Below are 17,063 nucleotides of genomic sequence, written 5' to 3'. Positions count from 1 at the left end.
TATGCACCACAGGTCTTTGCCTGTGGTTTTTCTTTTTGTAATGTTTTTCTTTATATAAGACAGGGTTGCTTATCAATGGAACAACCATCCTCCAAGCTCAAGCGTGGGTTAAGCACGCGGCATATCCGCTTTATCGCCCTTGGCTCGGCGATCGGAACCGGTCTGTTTTATGGTTCCGCGAGTGCGATCCAAATGGCTGGCCCCAGTGTGTTACTGGCTTATCTGATCGGCGGGGTTGTCGCGTATATCATCATGCGCGCACTGGGCGAAATGTCGGTGCACAACCCGCAGTCCAGCTCGTTTTCCCGCTATGCACAGGATTATCTCGGGCCATTAGCGGGGTATATCACCGGCTGGACCTACTGCTTTGAGATGCTGATTGTCGCCATTGCCGATGTGACCGCGTTTGGTATCTACATGGGCGTCTGGTTCCCTGCCGTGCCGCACTGGGTGTGGGTTCTGAGCGTGGTGCTTATCATCGGTGCCATTAACCTGATGAATGTGAAAGCCTTTGGTGAACTGGAGTTTTGGCTCTCTTTCTTTAAAGTCGCCACCATTATCATCATGATCGCAGCTGGGATCGGCATCATCATCTGGGGTATTGGCAACGGGGGGGAACCAACGGGGATCCACAACCTCTGGAGCAATGGCGGGTTCTTCAGTAACGGTGTGATGGGGATGATTCTGTCGCTGCAACTGGTGATGTTTGCGTACGGTGGCGTGGAGATCATCGGGATTACCGCCGGTGAGGCCAAAGATCCGCAGAAGTCTATCCCTCGCGCGATTAACTCTGTGCCGTGGCGTATTCTGGTGTTCTATGTCGGTACGCTGTTCGTGATTATGTCGATTTACCCATGGAATCAGGTTGGTACTAACGGCAGCCCATTCGTGCTGACGTTCCAGCATATGGGTATTACGGCGGCGGCAGGTATCCTGAATTTTGTTGTGATTACCGCGTCGCTGTCGGCGATTAACAGTGATGTATTCGGCGTCGGCCGTATGCTGCACGGGATGGCGGAGCAGGGGCATGCGCCGAAGGTGTTTAGCCGTATTTCCAAACACGGTATTCCGTGGGTCACGGTTGTCGTGATGATGATGGCGCTGCTGGTGGCGGTGTACCTGAATTACATTATGCCCGGCAAAGTTTTCCTAGTGATTGCTTCACTGGCCACTTTTGCGACGGTGTGGGTATGGATCATGATTCTGTTTTCTCAGATCGCTTTCCGCCGTCGTCTGAGCCCGGATGAAGTGAAGGCGCTGGCGTTCCCACTGCGCGGCGGCATCGTAACCTCCGTTTTCGGTATCGTCTTCCTGTTCTTCATCATTGGTTTGATTGGCTACTTCCCGGACACGCGCGTGTCGCTGTATGTCGGTATCATCTGGATATTGTTGCTTTTAGTGGGCTATGTCTGGAAGAAGAAGCGTCAGAACGCGGTAGCGGCACAGAATTAAGTTAGTCGATTGATATCAGAGGGAGCGCTCAGACTGTCCGTTGACTAGCCTATTTGCCGAACGAAAACGGGAGTAATGGAATAGAAGAGTAAAGCGTTTGCGCCATATATGGCGCAAGCCGAGCGCACATGACGTGTTTACGGCGACTTTACGATCTATTCGTTACTCCCGCTCTACGGACTTTATTAGCAACCTCTGCGCTTCCATTGGAGCATTTTTTTGTGCCTATTTTTACGCTTTCGGCGTAGTCATTTGCTGCGCCATGATCCGCATATCGTGGCCGGTTGGGATTTGATGAATGCGGAGATCGAACTCCGGTAAGATCGCAAAGATATGGTCGAAAATATCAGACTGAATGCTTTCGTAATCGACCCAGGCGGTCGTGTTGGTAAACGCATAAATCTCCAGCGGTACCCCTTCTGACGTTGGCGCAAGCTGCCGTACCATCAGCGTCATCCCTTTATGAATACCCGGATGCGTGCGCAGATATACCTGAAGGTAGGCGCGGAACGTGCCTAAATTCGTCAGACGACGGCCGTTCAGCGGTGATGTCAGGTCGGAGTCGGACTGTGCATTATGTTGCTCCAGTTCACTCTTCTTGTTCTGAATATAAGGCGACAGCAGCTTGCTGCGCAGCAATCGCGCCTGCTCGTCTTCCGTCATAAAATGCACGCTGGTGGTATCGATATTGATACTGCGCTTGATGCGCCTGCCCCCAGATTCGGACATCGAACGCCAGTTCTTAAAAGAATCGGAGACTAACGCGTAGGTGGGAATGGTGGTGACGGTATTGTCCCAGTTTCTCACTTTTACCGTTGTCAGCCCGATATCGATAACGGCCCCGTCAGCGCCTGCTTCCACCCGTGTCCCTCGGTTTTCCCCTGCTTATTGAGTGAGCGCAGTACCATTCTTTTCAGCACAACCTGATGAAAAATCAGGTGGATGACGGCAGAAATGAGCAATATCAGCCCAAGAACAATCAGTAACGCAATGAGGCTAGCGTGTTGTATTCCAGCTTCTCTCAGCCATAGCGCGAGATTTTGTTGCATGCGTTCTCCTTTTATTCCAATGAATCTGTCGTGCATTAACACGATGTGGCTTTAAGGCTAAGTATTTAGCGCCCCTAGTCAACCTTTTGTATTATTTAAGATATCGCCGGGAAGAGACGGTGAGAGGTGAAGAAGAACAGAGGGATAAATGGCGGGCAAAGAAAAAGCCAGTTGCATAGCAACTGGCTTGGTCATCATATTGCCATGTCGGCAGGATGAGGAATTAAAGCTTGTCTGCGTTCTCAGACAGGTATTTCGCTACGCCGTCTGGTGACGCACCCATACCTGATTTACCTTTTTCCCACTGTGCTGGGCACACTTCGCCGTGCTCTTCGTGGAATTGCAGGGCGTCAACGGTACGCAGCATTTCATCGATGTTACGACCCAGCGGCAGATCGTTAACCACTTGGTGACGAACGACGCCGTTTTTGTCGATCAGGAAAGAACCACGCAGTGCAACACCCGCTTCTGGGTGCTCAATGCCGTAGGCCTTCTGGATTTCGCGCTTGATATCAGCAACCATCGCGTATTGCACTTCGCCGATGCCGCCTTTGTCCACTGGGGTTTTACGCCATGCGTTGTGAACAAACTCGGAGTCGAAGGAAACGCCAACCACTTCTACACCGCGTTTCTTGAATTCGGCATAGCGGTGATCGAAAGCAATCAGCTCTGACGGACAAACGAAGGTGAAGTCCATCGGCCAGAAGAAGATCACGGCAGCTTTACCGTTGATGTGCTTCTTCAGGTTGAAATTTTCGACGATTTCGCCACTGCCTAAAACGGCAGCTGCGGTGAAGTCTGGGGCTTGACGAGTTACCAGGACCATAATTACTCCTGTAGATAGCGGTTAATGATCGGATGATATAAAAAAACAGCGATCAGTATAGGGATTCTGTCTGAGTGAATACAGGCAAAGAGACCAATCAATGAGATAGTTTCTGTCTATTGAACTCATCGCTATTTCCTTTCAAGAGGCTAGATTAACCCTTTTGATGGAAAGGACAATACCCGTCATACTTCAAGCTGCTTGTGCGTTGGCTACTCTTACTCACCCCAGTCACTTACTTGAGTAAGCTCCTGGGGATTCGTGCGCTTGCCGCCTTCATGCAACTCGAATTATTTAGGGTATACGCCGCGTAGAAAAACGGAAAAGTCGCGATCTTACAGCTGCTGCGCTTTCGCTAATTGCATCATTCGTGGATAAAACTGCCAGAAGAGTGTTTCAAATTGGTGATAGTGCTGCTCGATATCCTGAAAAGAGCCGGACAGCGCAGCCAGTTTCGGACGGCGTACCGACATTCTGTGCAGCACATCGGCGATAAACGGCAGCTCTGCATAACGGGTCATCCAGCGTTCCGGCCACAGATAGCGATTCAGGTTCTGAAAGCGTTCTGGCGTTTGCGCCAGATGCGGCTCGATTTGTGATTGCGCGCTGTCGATAAAGGCTTGTAAGGGCGTCTCCGGCACCAACTGTAGCCAGTGACGCGCAAGATAGTGATCCCACAGCACATCTAACGTAATCGGCGAAACACGGCGGAATTCATCGCTGAAATACTGACGCGCCTGTTTGACTTCCGGCAGGCTGTCGGTCAGCGAATCAACGCGACGATGCAGACGAATACCCGCGACGATCTCGTCAGCATAGCTGTCCTGCGGGTTGCCGCGTACGAAATCCGCCATCAGATTACCTAATAGGGAGCTGTCGGCCAGCGTGGCCAGGTGGAGGTGAGCAAGAAAATTCATTGGAGTAGTATATCCGTTTCTTCTTTTATTATGCACGTCCTCTTACATGGCAAAGTGGGAAGCCGCCGACTTTGGCTGTGATGCATTCACCGACTCAGGTGCTTATTTCTTGCAGCCATGCGCTTGCGGCTCTAGACTAGGCCGCCCATTTTTAATGTATTACAGCTAAGTGAATTGCCATGCGTGTTGCCGATTTTTCGTTTGAACTTCCTGAATCATTGATTGCCCATTATCCACAAGCGGAACGCAGTGGTTGCCGCCTGTTATCGCTGGACGGGCCGACGGGAAATCTGACGCACGGTGTGTTTACCGATTTGCTGAATAAACTGAATCCCGGCGATCTGCTGGTGTTCAACAATACGCGCGTGATTCCTGCTCGTCTGTTTGGCCGTAAAGCCAGCGGCGGCAAACTGGAAGTACTGGTCGAGCGTGTGCTGGATGACCATCGGGTACTCGCGCACGTTCGGGCGTCAAAAGCGCCAAAACCGGGTACGGAACTGCTGCTGGGCGATGACGAAAGCGTCAAAGCTACAATGGCCGCTCGCCACGATGCGCTATTCGAGCTGCATTTCGATGATGCTCGCGATGTTCTGTCGATCCTGAATGATATCGGCCACATGCCGTTACCACCGTATATCGACAGGCCGGATGAAGACGCTGACCGCGAGCTTTATCAGACGGTGTATAGCCAGCGTCCAGGCGCTGTAGCGGCACCGACGGCGGGCTTGCACTTTGATGAGCCGATGTTGGCCGCGCTGCGCGAGAAGGGCATCGACATGGCGTTCGTTACGCTGCACGTCGGGGCGGGGACTTTCCAGCCTGTACGCGTCGATACGATTGAAGATCACATCATGCACGCCGAATATGCCGAAGTGCCGCAGGACGTCGTTGATGCTGTTCTGGCGTGCAAAGCGCGGGGAAATCGCGTAATCGCCGTTGGCACCACCTCGGTACGTTCACTGGAAAGTGCCGCACAGGCCAGCCAGAACGCGGCGATCGAACCGTTCTTCGGCGATACCAAAATTTTCATCTATCCGGGCTATCACTACCGCATTATTGATGCGCTGGTGACCAATTTCCATTTACCCGAATCGACGTTAATCATGCTGGTGTCGGCCTTTGCCGGTTACCAGAACACGATGTCTGCTTACCGTCAGGCGGTGGCAGAGCAATATCGTTTTTTCAGCTACGGTGATGCGATGTTTATTACGCACAACCCGATGGCCGAACAGGAAAAAGTAGGGTAAACCTATTTTCGACATAATAGGAACGCCACAGACCACGTTCTGTCAGGCGTTAATACATCATTACCATCAGACTGTTTTTCTGATGCCGGAGGCTAAGTGAAGTACGAATTACAAACAACGGACGGCCGTGCGCGACGCGGCAGATTAATTTTTGAACGTGGCGTAGTGGAAACCCCGGCTTTTATGCCCGTGGGGACGTACGGCACGGTGAAAGGCATGACGCCGGAAGAAGTGAAAGAAACTGGCGCACAGATTTTGCTCGGCAATACGTTCCATCTGTGGCTGCGTCCCGGTCAGGAAATCATGAAACTGCACGGCGATCTGCACGATTTCATGAACTGGCACGGCCCGATTCTGACGGACTCCGGCGGTTTTCAGGTGTTCAGCCTCGGCGATATTCGCAAGATTACCGAACAGGGCGTGCATTTCCGTAACCCGATCAACGGGGATTCGATTTTCCTGAGCCCAGAAAAATCGATGGAGATTCAGCACGATCTCGGTTCCGACATCGTCATGATCTTTGATGAGTGTACGCCGTACCCTGCTGATTGGGATTACGCCAAGCGCTCTATGGAGATGTCACTGCGCTGGGCGAAACGCAGCCGTCAGCGTTTTGATGAGCTGGAGAATAAAAATGCGCTGTTCGGTATTATCCAAGGAAGTGTTTACGAAGATTTACGTGATGTATCCGTAAAAGGTCTGGTAGACATTGGCTTTGATGGGTACGCTGTGGGCGGTTTGGCGGTAGGTGAGCCGAAAGAAGATATGCACCGTATTCTGGAGCACGTTTGCCCGCAGATTCCAGAAGATAAACCACGCTATTTGATGGGCGTTGGCAAACCAGAAGACTTGGTTGAAGGTGTCCGCCGTGGTGTCGATATGTTTGACTGCGTGATGCCAACGCGCAACGCACGTAACGGGCATCTCTTCGTGACGGATGGCGTAGTGAAAATCCGTAATGCGAAGCATAAAGATGACGTTAGCTCGCTGGATGAACACTGTGATTGCTACACGTGTCGCAATTATAGCCGCGCCTACTTGCATCATCTTGACCGTTGCAACGAAATACTCGGCGCACGACTCAATACCATTCATAACTTGCGCTATTATCAGCGTTTAATGGCGGGTTTACGTCAGGCCATTGAAGAGGGTAAATTAGAGCACTTTGTGGTGGATTTTTACCAACGGATAGGCAAACCCATTCCGCCGCTTGCTGAAAAAGACGTTGCCACAAGCAACTGACAGCCCGTTTGCTATGAATTGCATTTTGCTGTGAAGCGTTTTCATGATTGTAAGGTTGATAACTTATCTTTTTGATAGCTTATCTTTTGACAAAAAAGAGGATATTTAAATGAGTCTTTTCATCTCCGATGCTGTAGCTGCAACTGGCGCTCCGGCTCAGGGAAGCCCGTACTCTCTGGTTATTATGCTGGCCGTTTTTGGTCTGATTTTCTACTTTATGATCCTGCGTCCTCAGCAAAAACGCGCCAAGGAACACAAAAAGTTAATGGATTCTATCGGCAAGGGCGATGAAGTATTAACGACCGGTGGTCTGGTTGGTCGCGTAACCAAAGTGTCCGAAACTGGCTATATTGCGATTGCGTTGAACGAGACCAATGAAGTGGTTATCAAACGTGATTTCGTGGCTGCCGTGCTGCCGAAGGGCACGATTAAGGCCCTGTAATTTCCGATTTTCCCGAAGGGAACTGCCGTGTTAAATCGTTATCCTTTGTGGAAGTACCTGATGCTGGTCGTGGTGTTGTTCGTCGGCCTGCTCTACGCACTTCCTAACCTATATGGTGAGGATCCGGCGGTACAAGTTACTGGCGCGCGGGGAACCGCCGCCAGCGAAACGACGCTGATCCAAGTCCAGAATGTTTTAAAAGAACAGAACATTACCAGTAAGTCGATTGCATTGGAAAATGGTGCAATTCTGGCTCGCTTCTCTAACCCTGATGTTCAGCTCCGCGCGCGTGAAGCGCTCGTTAATGAGCTGGGCGAAAAGTTCGTCGTTGCACTTAACCTTGCACCTGCTACGCCAACCTGGCTGCGGTTGTTGGGCGCTGAACCGATGAAATTGGGGCTTGACCTGCGCGGCGGCGTTCACTTCCTGATGGAAGTGGATATGGATACGGCGCTGGGTAAACTACAAGAACAAACCATGGACTCTTTGCGCAGCGATCTGCGTGAGAAGAACATTCCTTATGCCTCCGTGCGTAAAATTGATAATTACGGTGTCGAAATTCGTTTCCGTGATGCTCAAACGCGTGATGAGGGCATCAACTATCTGACGACTCGTCACCGTAATTTGGTTCTCAGCAGCAGCGACAGCAACCTGCTACGCGCAGTGATGTCTGACGAACGTCTGCGTGAAGCACGTGAATACGCCGTACAGCAGAACATCAATATCCTGCGTAACCGTGTGAACCAACTGGGTGTTGCTGAGCCTCTGGTACAGCGTCAGGGTGCCGATCGCATCGTCGTTGAGTTGCCGGGTATTCAGGACACGGCGCGCGCGAAAGAAATTCTTGGTGCAACCGCTACGCTGGAATTCCGTCTGGTAAACAGTAATGCTGATGCAACCGCAGCGGCGAACGGCCGTGTGCCGGGCGACTCTGAAGTGAAGAACATGCGTGACGGCTCACCTGTGGTGTTGTTCAAGCGTGTGATTCTGACGGGCGACCATATTACCGATTCGACATCGAGTACGGATGAATACAACCAGCCTCAGGTGAATATTTCTCTGGACAGCGCGGGTGGCAACACCATGTCCAACTTCACCAAAGACAGTATCGGTAAGCTGATGGCGACACTCTTTGTGGAATACAAAGACAGCGGCAAGAAAGATGCGACTGGCCGTTCGATATTGGAAAAACACGAAGAAGTGATCAACGTCGCGACGATTCAGTCGCGTCTGGGTAACAGCTTCCGTATTACTGGTATTGATAACCCGAACGAAGCGCGTCAGCTTTCTCTGCTGTTGCGTGCGGGGGCGCTGATTGCACCGATCCAGATTGTTGAAGAACGTACCATTGGACCAACGCTGGGGATGCAAAACATCACTCAGGGGCTGGAAGCCTGTTTGTGGGGCTTGATCGCATCGATCCTCTTTATGGTCTTCTTCTACAAGAAGTTTGGTGTTATCGCGACCAGTGCATTGGTTGCTAACCTCGTGTTGATTGTCGGTGTGATGTCGCTGCTACCAGGGGCAACGCTGACCATGCCGGGTATCGCGGGTATCGTGCTTACGCTGGCGGTTGCAGTCGATGCTAACGTACTCATTAATGAACGTATCAAAGAAGAACTCAGCAATGGCCGCTCCGTGCAACAGGCCATTCATGAGGGCTACAAAGGTGCATTCAGTTCGATTGTTGATGCGAACGTCACGACGTTGATTAAAGTCATCATCCTGTATGCGGTTGGTACCGGTTCTATCAAAGGGTTTGCTATCACGACTGCGATTGGGATTGCGACCTCAATGTTTACGGCGATCGTCGGTACTCGTGCCATCGTTAACCTGCTTTACGGCGGTAAACGTATCAACAAGCTGTCTATCTAGGAGTGCGTTGTGGCACAGGAACAGGAATACAACATTGAACAACTAAACCATGGGCGTAAAGTCTATGATTTCATGCGCTGGGACACATTGGCATTTATCATTTCCGGCCTGCTGATCATTGCTTCTATCGCGATTATGGGGGGTCGTGGTTTTAACTGGGGGCTTGACTTTACCGGTGGTACGGTCATTGAGATTAACCTTGAGAAACCGATCGATCTCGATGTCCTGCGTAGTTCATTAGAGACCTCCGGGTTTTCAGAGCCGCAGGTGCAGAACTTCGGTAGCAGCCGTGACGTGATGGTACGTATGCCACCCGTTTCTGGCAGCGAGAACGAAGCACTCGGTAACAAAGTGCTGAAGGTGGTGAATGATACCTTCCAGCAGCATGCGACGGTGAAACGTATTGAATTCGTCGGGCCGAGCGTGGGGAGTGATTTGGCACAGGCGGGCGCATTGGCGCTGATGTCTGCGCTGATTGCTATCCTCATTTATATCGGTTTCCGTTTTGAATGGCGTCTTGCGATGGGGTCCGTGCTGGCTTTGGGGCACGATGTGATCATCACGATGGGTCTGTTGTCTCTGTTCTCTATTGAGATTGACCTAACGATCATTGCGTCGCTGATGTCGGTAATTGGTTATTCACTTAACGATAAGATTGTTGTGTCTGACCGTATTCGTGAGAACTTCCGCAAGGTTCGTCGTGGCACACCTTACGAAATTACCAACATCTCTCTGACGCAGACGTTGCATCGTACCATCATCACATCAGCGACCACGCTGGCGATGATTGTGATCCTCATGGTTTTCGGTGGAGCCTTGTTGCATGGCTTCTCGTTGACGATGTTTATCGGTGTGATCATCGGTACGATTTCTTCTATCTATGTTTCTTCCGCTCTGGCGTTGAAACTGGGTATGAAGCGTGAAAACCTGATCGTTCAGAAAGTGGAAAAAGAAGGGGCGGACCAACCGTCTATCCTGCCTTAATCTGCTGACTGTAAATATGAAAAACCCCGCGTCGCCGCGGGGTTTTTTGCATTTGTGCGTGAGGAAATGCGTTAATTAGGGAGATTCGGTTGTGGCAACGGGCGGTGGGCTCTGTATTTCCTGAACCTGATGCAAACGAACAAAGCCGAGTTCTTCCGGCGACAGGCCGCTCAGGCGCAATTCAATAATCGCCTCGGCTTTTGGTAATAGTGTGGGAGAAACGACAAACGACTGTGTTTGCGTGTCGCCCGTTAAAGGTTTCCCGCTCACGGGGTCGAGCCTCCCCCAATCAAGCTGTGCGCCAAAGGTTGGTAGCCCCTTCGCATCAAGCGTGCGAATGTGCAACAACGCGCTTGTTCCGTTTGCTTCCGTCTCGATATTGCGCAACGACACATTGAGTCTACCAATACTGCTTTCTAGCACGGTGCTAGTTTGCGCCGCAGGCAGTAAATAAATGCCGGAGGTGGACAGGGAATTCAACGCATTTTGTCGCTCTAATGCTGTGGCCTGATCGGTCAGCGTTTGCAATTGCTGATTGAGTTGGCCTATCTGGTTCTGCAATTTGGGCATCTGGCGCTGTTCAGAACATCCCGCGAGCAAAAGTAGCGCTGGCAGGAAGGTCAGTACGCGATATCGGGTTCTCATATCTGTGGTTCCCCTTTCGATGTTTTTATTTATTGATCCGTTGATCCCTGTTGCTGAGTTTAGCTGCGATTAAGCCTAAGTCATAGGTGAGACAGCTTTTTTCATCCTATTACGGGAAGAGATGCGAAACCCTTCGCAACGCGGATCAGGAGTTTTGGTTAGTCCGTTAATTCAGGGTAAACTGTCGCTACGTTAAGGATTACTGGTCAGGACACATCATGCATTGCCCGTTTTGTTCCGCTGTTGATACCAAAGTCATTGATTCCCGTCTGGTTGGCGAAGGTTCGCAAGTCCGTCGTCGTCGGCAGTGTCTGGTTTGTCATGAACGCTTCACCACGTTTGAAGTGGCTGAACTGGTGATGCCGCGAGTCATCAAAAGCAATGAAGTGCGCGAGCCTTTTAATGAGGATAAATTGCGCAGCGGCATGCTGAAAGCGCTGGAAAAAAGGCCAGTCAGTTCTGATGACGTCGAAATGGCGATTAATCACATTAAATCTCATCTTCGTGCTACCGGAGAACGTGAGGTTACCACCAAGATGGTGGGGAATCTGGTGATGGAAGCGTTGAGAAAGCTGGATAAAGTGGCTTATATCCGCTTTGCATCGGTGTATCGCAGCTTTGAAGATATCCGCGAATTTGGCGAAGAGATTGCGCGTTTGCAGGATTAAGTCGCGTCAACGCGACGGGGATAAGAGGTTCGGGAATGAGCGTTTTTCAGGAAAACGGCCACTTGCCGCAGGATGAATTATATATGGCGCGTGCGTTAGAGCTGGCGCGCCGTGGTTGTTTCACGACAGCACCCAACCCCAATGTTGGCTGTGTGATTGTTCGTGATGGCGAAATTGTAGGTGAAGGCTATCATTTTCGTGCTGGCGAACCCCACGCAGAGGTGCATGCGCTGAGAATGGCGGGGGGACGTGCGCGTGGTGCGACGGCTTATGTCACGTTGGAACCCTGTAGCCATCATGGGCGAACGCCGCCTTGCGCCGATGCATTGATTACGGCTGGTGTTTCCCGCGTGGTTGCTGCGATGCAGGATCCGAATCCACAGGTGGCGGGTCGTGGTTTGCATCGCTTACAGCAAGCGGGGATTGCCGTTAGCCATGGCTTGATGATGGCTGAAGCAGAGAAAGTGAATGTAGGCTTCCTGAAACGTATGCGGACAGGCTTTCCTTACGTGCAGCTCAAAATGGCGGCATCTTTGGATGGGCGAACTGCAATGGCGTCGGGAGAAAGCCAGTGGATCACCTCACCGCTGGCGCGGCAGGATGTGCAGCGTTTTCGTGCGCAGAGCGCAGCGATTCTGAGCAGCAGTGCGACAGTGCTAGCTGACAATCCTTCTCTCACCGTCCGCTGGTCAGAGCTGGGGGGCGATGTGCAGAAACGCTATTCAGAAGCGGATCTCAGGCAGCCCGTGCGGGTGATTGTGGACAGCCAGCAGCGCGTCACGCCACAGCATCGGATTGTTAACCAACTGGGTGAGACCTGGCTGGCACGCGTGCAGGCGGACGAACAAGTGTGGCCGCAGGGCGTTGAACAAGTGATGCTACCGCAGCACAATGGTGGCGTTGATCTGGTTGCGCTGATGATGGTGCTGGGGAGACGGCAGATTAACTCTGTTTGGGTCGAAGCCGGAGCCAGTCTGGCTGGTGCGCTACTTAATGCTGGCGTTGTTGATGAACTTATCGTTTATCTTGCCCCCAAATTGTTGGGTGAAAATGCCCGTTCGCTGTGCCTCTTACCTGGACTGGATCGGCTGTCTCAGGCACCAGAGTTTGATATCGTAGACGTTCGCCAGATTGGCCCAGATTTGCGATTGTGCCTGAAACCTAAATTCTGATGTGTATGTAAATAGCTGGTGTAGGTCCGACAAAACCGGATACGTGCCAGCAAAAATTATGATAGAATCCGCCCCCCTAGCGGGCCATAAAGACCAGATACAAGGAAAGCTATGAACGTTATTGAAGGTGTTGTTGCTACTCCTGATGCCCGTGTAGCGATTGCGATTGCGCGTTTTAACCATTTTATTAACGACAGCCTGCTGGACGGTGCGATTGATGCATTGAAACGCATCGGTCAGGTTAAAGACGAAAACATCACCGTTGTCTGGGTGCCGGGTGCTTACGAACTGCCATTGACGGTTCGTGCGCTGACCAAAAGTGGGAAAAATGGCGGATATGATGCCGTTATTGCTCTGGGAACGGTCATCCGTGGTGGAACAGCGCATTTTGAATTTGTTGCTGGTGAATGTAGCTCAGGCCTGTCCTCTGTTGCGATGGACAGTGAAATCCCTGTCGCTTTCGGCGTTCTAACGACGGAAAGCATTGAGCAGGCGATTGAGCGTGCCGGTACGAAAGCGGGGAACAAAGGTGCTGAAGCTGCTTTGACCGCGCTAGAAATGATTAATGTATTGAAGGCGATTAAGTCAGCCTGATTAAGTAAGGGGAATTCCGTGAAACCTGCTGCTCGTCGCCGCGCTCGTGAATGTGCGGTTCAAGCGCTTTACTCCTGGCAGTTATCTAAAAATGATATTGCCGATGTTGAACACCAATTCCTGAGCGAGCAGGATGTCAAAGATGTCGACATTACCTATTTCCGTGAATTGCTGGCGGGTGTTGCCACTCAGGCTGAGAAGCTTGATCAACTGATGGCACCTTTCCTGTCTCGTCAAATTGAGGAATTGGGACAGGTTGAAAAAGCGATTCTGCGTTTGGCGATGTTTGAGCTGAGCAAGCGCGAAGACGTTCCTTACAAGGTGGCGATTAACGAGGCCATCGAACTGGCTAAAATCTTCGGTGCCGAAGATAGCCATAAGTTTGTGAATGGCGTGCTAGATAAAGCTGCTCCGAGTGTACGGAAAGGCAAGAAGTAAAACGAATCGAATCAGGGCCGGATATCCGGCCCTGATCGCTTTTGAATGATAGGCTGGCTGGAAAGGTTATGGTTGAAGGCGAGTTTGACCTTATTGCCCGCTATTTTAATCGGGTCCGAAGTTCACGTCGCGATGTCGAGCTGGGCATCGGTGATGACTGCGCGTTACTGACGGTGGCAGATAAGCAGATGCTGGCGGTGAGTACCGACACGCTGGTATCTGGTGTTCATTTCCTACCTGATATCGATCCCGCCGATCTGGGTTACAAATCTCTGGCGGTCAATTTAAGCGATCTGGCGGCAATGGGCGCCGATCCTGCCTGGCTTTCTCTGGCCATTACCCTACCTAAAAACAATAGCCAGTGGCTATCCGCGTACAGCGACAGCTTGTTTGAGCTGCTTGATTACTATGGCATGCAATTGGTAGGCGGGGATACGACGCGTGGCCCGTTGAGCCTGACGCTGACTATCCACGGTCTGGTGCCAGCAGGTCGGGCGTTGACGCGTCGCGGAGCCAGAATTGGTGACTGGATTTATGTTACTGGTTCATTAGGCGACAGCGCGGCGGGTCTGGCTATCCTCCAGAATACCCTGCACGTTGATGATGAAGAGGCGCGTCAGAGATTGATCCAACGTCACCTTCGTCCTCAGCCGAGAATTCTGCAAGGTCAGGCGTTGCGCGATCTGGCCAGCTCGGCCATTGATCTTTCCGACGGCCTCATCTCCGATCTGCAGCATATACTTAAAGCTAGCGAGTGCGGTGCGCGTATTAATCTGGAATCGATCCCACAATCTGATTGGCTACGGGGCTGCGTCGATGAAGAACAGGCGTTGCGTTGGGCGCTATCTGGCGGCGAAGACTATGAGCTGTGCTTCACCGTGCCGGAAATTAACCGTGGGGCGCTGGAACTGGCCTTGGGGCATCTCGGCGCTGACTACACCTGCATTGGGCAAATCGGGCCTTCCTCTGAAGGGTTACGCTTTTTCAGAGAGAATAAAGCGACCGAGCTGAACTGGAAGGGGTATGACCATTTTAGCGAGCAAAACTGACTCTGCGAACAAGGCGAAAGGTGCTGAAGTGGCAAAACGCCGCTTACGGCTGAGTAACCCGTGGCACTTGCTGGCGACTGGGTTTGGCAGCGGTCTGTCTCCTTGGATGCCGGGCACGGTAGGATCGCTGGCGGCGATTCCACTGTGGTACCTCATGTCGTTCCTGCCGCTTGAATTGTATTCGCTGTTGGTCATGCTGAGCATTTGTATCGGTGTTTACCTGTGTCATCAGACCGCGAAAGATATGGGCGTTCACGATCACGGTAGCATCGTCTGGGACGAATTTGTCGGCATGTGGATTACCCTGATGGCAATCCCGGTGGATAAATGGCAATGGGTGGCAGCTGGGTTTGTCGTCTTCCGCTGTCTGGATATCTGGAAACCCTGGCCGATTCGCTGGTTCGATCGCAACGTGCATGGCGGCATGGGGATCATGATCGATGATATTGTCGCAGGGGTGATCTCTGCGGGTATTATCTACTTCATCGGCTATCACTGGCCGATATTCTGACGCTATTGTGTTATTGAGCGACTGACATTATTGAACTGGGGCCATGTGCCCCAGTTATCGTTAGCGGCTTATTCCATCCACTGCGCGATTCTGCGCTCGATGCCAGAGGCATCCAGACCCAGATCGGCACGGATTTCTTCCTGAGAACCTTGTGGGATAAAGACGTCCGGTAGCCCAATGTTCAGCACCGAGACAGCAAGGCGTTTCGCCATCAGGAACTCATTCACGCCGCTCCCTGCGCCGCCCATGACCGCATTCTCTTCCAACGTCACAAACGTACTGTGAGACTGCGCCAGCTCTTCAAGTAACGCTTCATCCAGCGGTTTAACAAAACGCATGTCGACGAGGGTGGCGTTTAACTTCTCTGCCGCAATCTGGGCTTCCGGCAACAGCGTACCGAAATTCAGAATCGCGATCGTTTCTCCCTGACGACGCACCACGCCTTTACCGATTGGCAGTTCTGATAGTGGCGTCAGCTCCGTACCCGTACCGTTTCCGCGCGGATAGCGTACTGCCGTAGGGCCTTTCTGGTAGTGATAGCCCGTGTGCAGCATCTGGCGACACTCATTTTCATCGCTGGGCGTCATGATGATCATATTCGGGATACAGCGTAAGAAAGAGAGATCGAACGCGCCCTGATGCGTTTGTCCATCCGCCCCGACAATACCGCCGCGATCGATAGCAAACAGAACCGGTAGATTCTGGATCGCCACATCGTGGATGACCTGATCGTAGGCACGTTGCAGGAACGTCGAGTAAATGGCGACGACAGGATGGTAGCCACCGACAGCCAGACCGGCAGCAAACGTGACGGCATGCTGTTCGGCAATCGCGACGTCAAAATATTGCTGTGGGTAGTCGCGGGAGAATTGCACCATGCCAGAACCTTCGCGCATTGCAGGTGTGATTGCCATCAGCTTGCTGTCTTTGGCGGCCGTTTCCTGTAGCCATTGACCGAAGATTTTGGAATAGGTGGGTTTGGCACCTTCTTTGCTTTTCGGCAATGTACCGCTGGCCGGATCGAATTTCGGCACCGCGTGCCAACTGATCGGATCCTGCTCAGCAGGAGCGTAACCTTTGCCTTTCTTCGTCATGATATGCAGGAGCTGCGGGCCTTTCAGGCTGCGCATATTTTTCAGCGTATGCGCCAGCGCCTGAACGTCGTGGCCGTCAACTGGGCCGATATAGTTAAAACCCAGCTCTTCAAATAACGTGCCCGGCACGACCATGCCTTTAAGGTGTTCTTCGGTGCGTTTCACCAGCTCTTTGATAGGCGGTAGGCCGGATAAAACCTTTTTACCGCCTTCGCGCAGGCTGGCGTAGAGCTTGCCGGATAGCAGTTGCGCCAGATGGTTGTTCAGTGCGCCGACGTTTTCTGAAATCGACATTTCATTGTCGTTCAGCACAACCAGCAGATCGGATTTGATGTCGCCCGCATGGTTCATCGCCTCAAAAGCCATGCCCGCGGTAATTGCGCCGTCGCCAATCACACAAACGGTACGGCGGCCTTTGCCTTCACGCTCGGCCGCAACGGCCATGCCCAGCCCGGCACTGATTGAGGTGGATGAATGCCCGACGCTTAATACATCATATTCGCTTTCATCGCGCCACGGAAAAGGGTGCAAGCCGCCTTTTTGACGGATCGTTGAAATACGATCGCGACGACCGGTAATGATCTTGTGCGGATAAGCCTGATGGCCGACATCCCACACCAGATGATCAAAAGGGGTGTTATAGACGTAATGCAGTGCAACCGTTAATTCAACCGTCCCTAACCCTGAAGCAAAATGGCCGCTTGAACGGCTGACGCTGTCCAGCAAATATTGGCGCAGCTCATCGCACAGCTTTGGCAAGCTCTCTTTCGGCAACAACCGAAGTTCATCCGGTGTTTCCACTAACGCCAATGTAGGGTACTTCGCGGTATCAAAACTCATTAGAGACTCATTAGGTAA

At 51.9% G+C, this 17,063-nt stretch carries 16 protein-coding genes and 1 pseudogene; 12 read left to right on the top strand and 5 right to left on the bottom strand.

All coding sequences use genetic code 11. The annotated features are described in order from the left end of the window. Positions 1-75 precede the first annotated feature (75 nt). Entirely contained in the window at positions 76-1,452 is a 1,377-nt protein-coding gene (proY, locus tag IG609_RS15025) for a proline-specific permease ProY (RefSeq protein ID WP_102116793.1), read from the top strand. A gap of 231 nt (positions 1,453-1,683) precedes the next feature. Here the strand turns inward: proY and IG609_RS15020 are convergent. The 3 genes and pseudogenes from IG609_RS15020 to IG609_RS15005 all read right to left on the bottom strand — a co-directional run bounded on the left by IG609_RS15020 (position 1,684) and on the right by IG609_RS15005 (position 4,244). Then, positions 1,684-2,501, bottom strand: a pseudogene (locus IG609_RS15020) (mechanosensitive ion channel family protein). A gap of 223 nt (positions 2,502-2,724) precedes the next feature. After that, on the bottom strand, positions 2,725-3,327 hold the full coding sequence (locus IG609_RS15010) for a peroxiredoxin C (RefSeq protein ID WP_010299049.1): 603 nt from the start codon (positions 3,325-3,327) through the stop codon (positions 2,725-2,727). A gap of 335 nt (positions 3,328-3,662) precedes the next feature. After that, a complete protein-coding gene (locus IG609_RS15005) occupies positions 3,663-4,244 on the bottom strand; it encodes an acyl carrier protein phosphodiesterase (protein WP_193397571.1) in 582 nt (193 codons plus the stop codon). A 179-nt stretch (positions 4,245-4,423) separates the two neighbouring features. On the opposite strand from IG609_RS15005, the gene queA reads away from it, so the two are divergent. The 5 genes from queA (at position 4,424) to secF (ending at position 10,034) form a co-directional block, all read left to right on the top strand. Further along, entirely contained in the window at positions 4,424-5,491 is a 1,068-nt protein-coding gene (queA, locus tag IG609_RS15000; protein WP_193397570.1) for a tRNA preQ1(34) S-adenosylmethionine ribosyltransferase-isomerase QueA, read from the top strand. A gap of 96 nt (positions 5,492-5,587) precedes the next feature. Then, entirely contained in the window at positions 5,588-6,733 is a 1,146-nt protein-coding gene (tgt, locus tag IG609_RS14995) for a tRNA guanosine(34) transglycosylase Tgt (protein ID WP_039485440.1), read from the top strand. Between the two features lie 109 nt (positions 6,734-6,842). Beyond that, entirely contained in the window at positions 6,843-7,175 is a 333-nt protein-coding gene (yajC, locus tag IG609_RS14990; protein ID WP_010282033.1) for a preprotein translocase subunit YajC, read from the top strand. 27 nt (positions 7,176-7,202) lie between these two features. After that, a complete protein-coding gene (gene secD / locus IG609_RS14985) occupies positions 7,203-9,050 on the top strand; it encodes a protein translocase subunit SecD (RefSeq protein ID WP_193397569.1) in 1,848 nt (615 codons plus the stop codon). Positions 9,051-9,122: 72 nt separating this feature from the next. Then, positions 9,123-10,034 (top strand): protein translocase subunit SecF, encoded by a 912-nt coding sequence (gene secF / locus IG609_RS14980; RefSeq protein ID WP_226374150.1) that lies wholly within the window; start codon positions 9,123-9,125, stop codon positions 10,032-10,034. Between the two features lie 75 nt (positions 10,035-10,109). Here the strand turns inward: secF and IG609_RS14975 are convergent, their stop codons facing one another. After that, on the bottom strand, positions 10,110-10,679 hold the full coding sequence (locus IG609_RS14975) for a SadB/YajI family lipoprotein (protein WP_193397567.1): 570 nt from the start codon (positions 10,677-10,679) through the stop codon (positions 10,110-10,112). Between the two features lie 218 nt (positions 10,680-10,897). Between IG609_RS14975 and nrdR the strand changes: the two genes are divergently transcribed. From nrdR to pgpA, 6 genes are all read left to right on the top strand, one after another. After that, the gene (gene nrdR, locus IG609_RS14970) at positions 10,898-11,347 is read left to right on the top strand and encodes a transcriptional regulator NrdR (RefSeq protein WP_005975999.1); all 450 of its coding nucleotides are present in this window, start codon (positions 10,898-10,900) and stop codon (positions 11,345-11,347) included. Positions 11,348-11,382: 35 nt separating this feature from the next. Further along, entirely contained in the window at positions 11,383-12,519 is a 1,137-nt protein-coding gene (gene ribD, locus IG609_RS14965; RefSeq protein WP_193397566.1) for a bifunctional diaminohydroxyphosphoribosylaminopyrimidine deaminase/5-amino-6-(5-phosphoribosylamino)uracil reductase RibD, read from the top strand. Between the two features lie 111 nt (positions 12,520-12,630). Beyond that, positions 12,631-13,113 (top strand): 6,7-dimethyl-8-ribityllumazine synthase, encoded by a 483-nt coding sequence (ribH, locus tag IG609_RS14960; protein WP_102116785.1) that lies wholly within the window; start codon positions 12,631-12,633, stop codon positions 13,111-13,113. Positions 13,114-13,131: 18 nt separating this feature from the next. Beyond that, complete coding sequence (gene nusB / locus IG609_RS14955) at positions 13,132-13,551, top strand: transcription antitermination factor NusB (protein WP_010282066.1); 420 nt, start codon at positions 13,132-13,134, stop codon at positions 13,549-13,551. Positions 13,552-13,619: 68 nt separating this feature from the next. Continuing rightward, positions 13,620-14,600 carry a thiamine-phosphate kinase gene (thiL, locus tag IG609_RS14950; protein ID WP_193397565.1) on the top strand — a complete coding sequence of 327 codons (981 nt, stop codon included), beginning with the start codon at positions 13,620-13,622 and terminating at the stop codon, positions 14,598-14,600. Continuing rightward, a complete protein-coding gene (gene pgpA / locus IG609_RS14945) occupies positions 14,575-15,111 on the top strand; it encodes a phosphatidylglycerophosphatase A (protein ID WP_010299080.1) in 537 nt (178 codons plus the stop codon). Before thiL ends, pgpA begins: the two co-directional genes overlap by 26 nt. Positions 15,112-15,179: 68 nt before the next feature. On the opposite strand, the gene dxs is transcribed toward pgpA, so the two are convergent. Next, entirely contained in the window at positions 15,180-17,045 is a 1,866-nt protein-coding gene (gene dxs / locus IG609_RS14940) for a 1-deoxy-D-xylulose-5-phosphate synthase (protein ID WP_193397564.1), read from the bottom strand. Positions 17,046-17,063 lie beyond the last annotated feature (18 nt).

Origin of the sequence: Pectobacterium quasiaquaticum (genome assembly GCF_014946775.2) — a bacterium.
GTDB lineage: Bacteria > Pseudomonadota > Gammaproteobacteria > Enterobacterales > Enterobacteriaceae > Pectobacterium > Pectobacterium aquaticum.
Note: the sequence above shows the minus strand (reverse complement) of the source record. Positions and strands in the feature narration are given on the sequence as shown.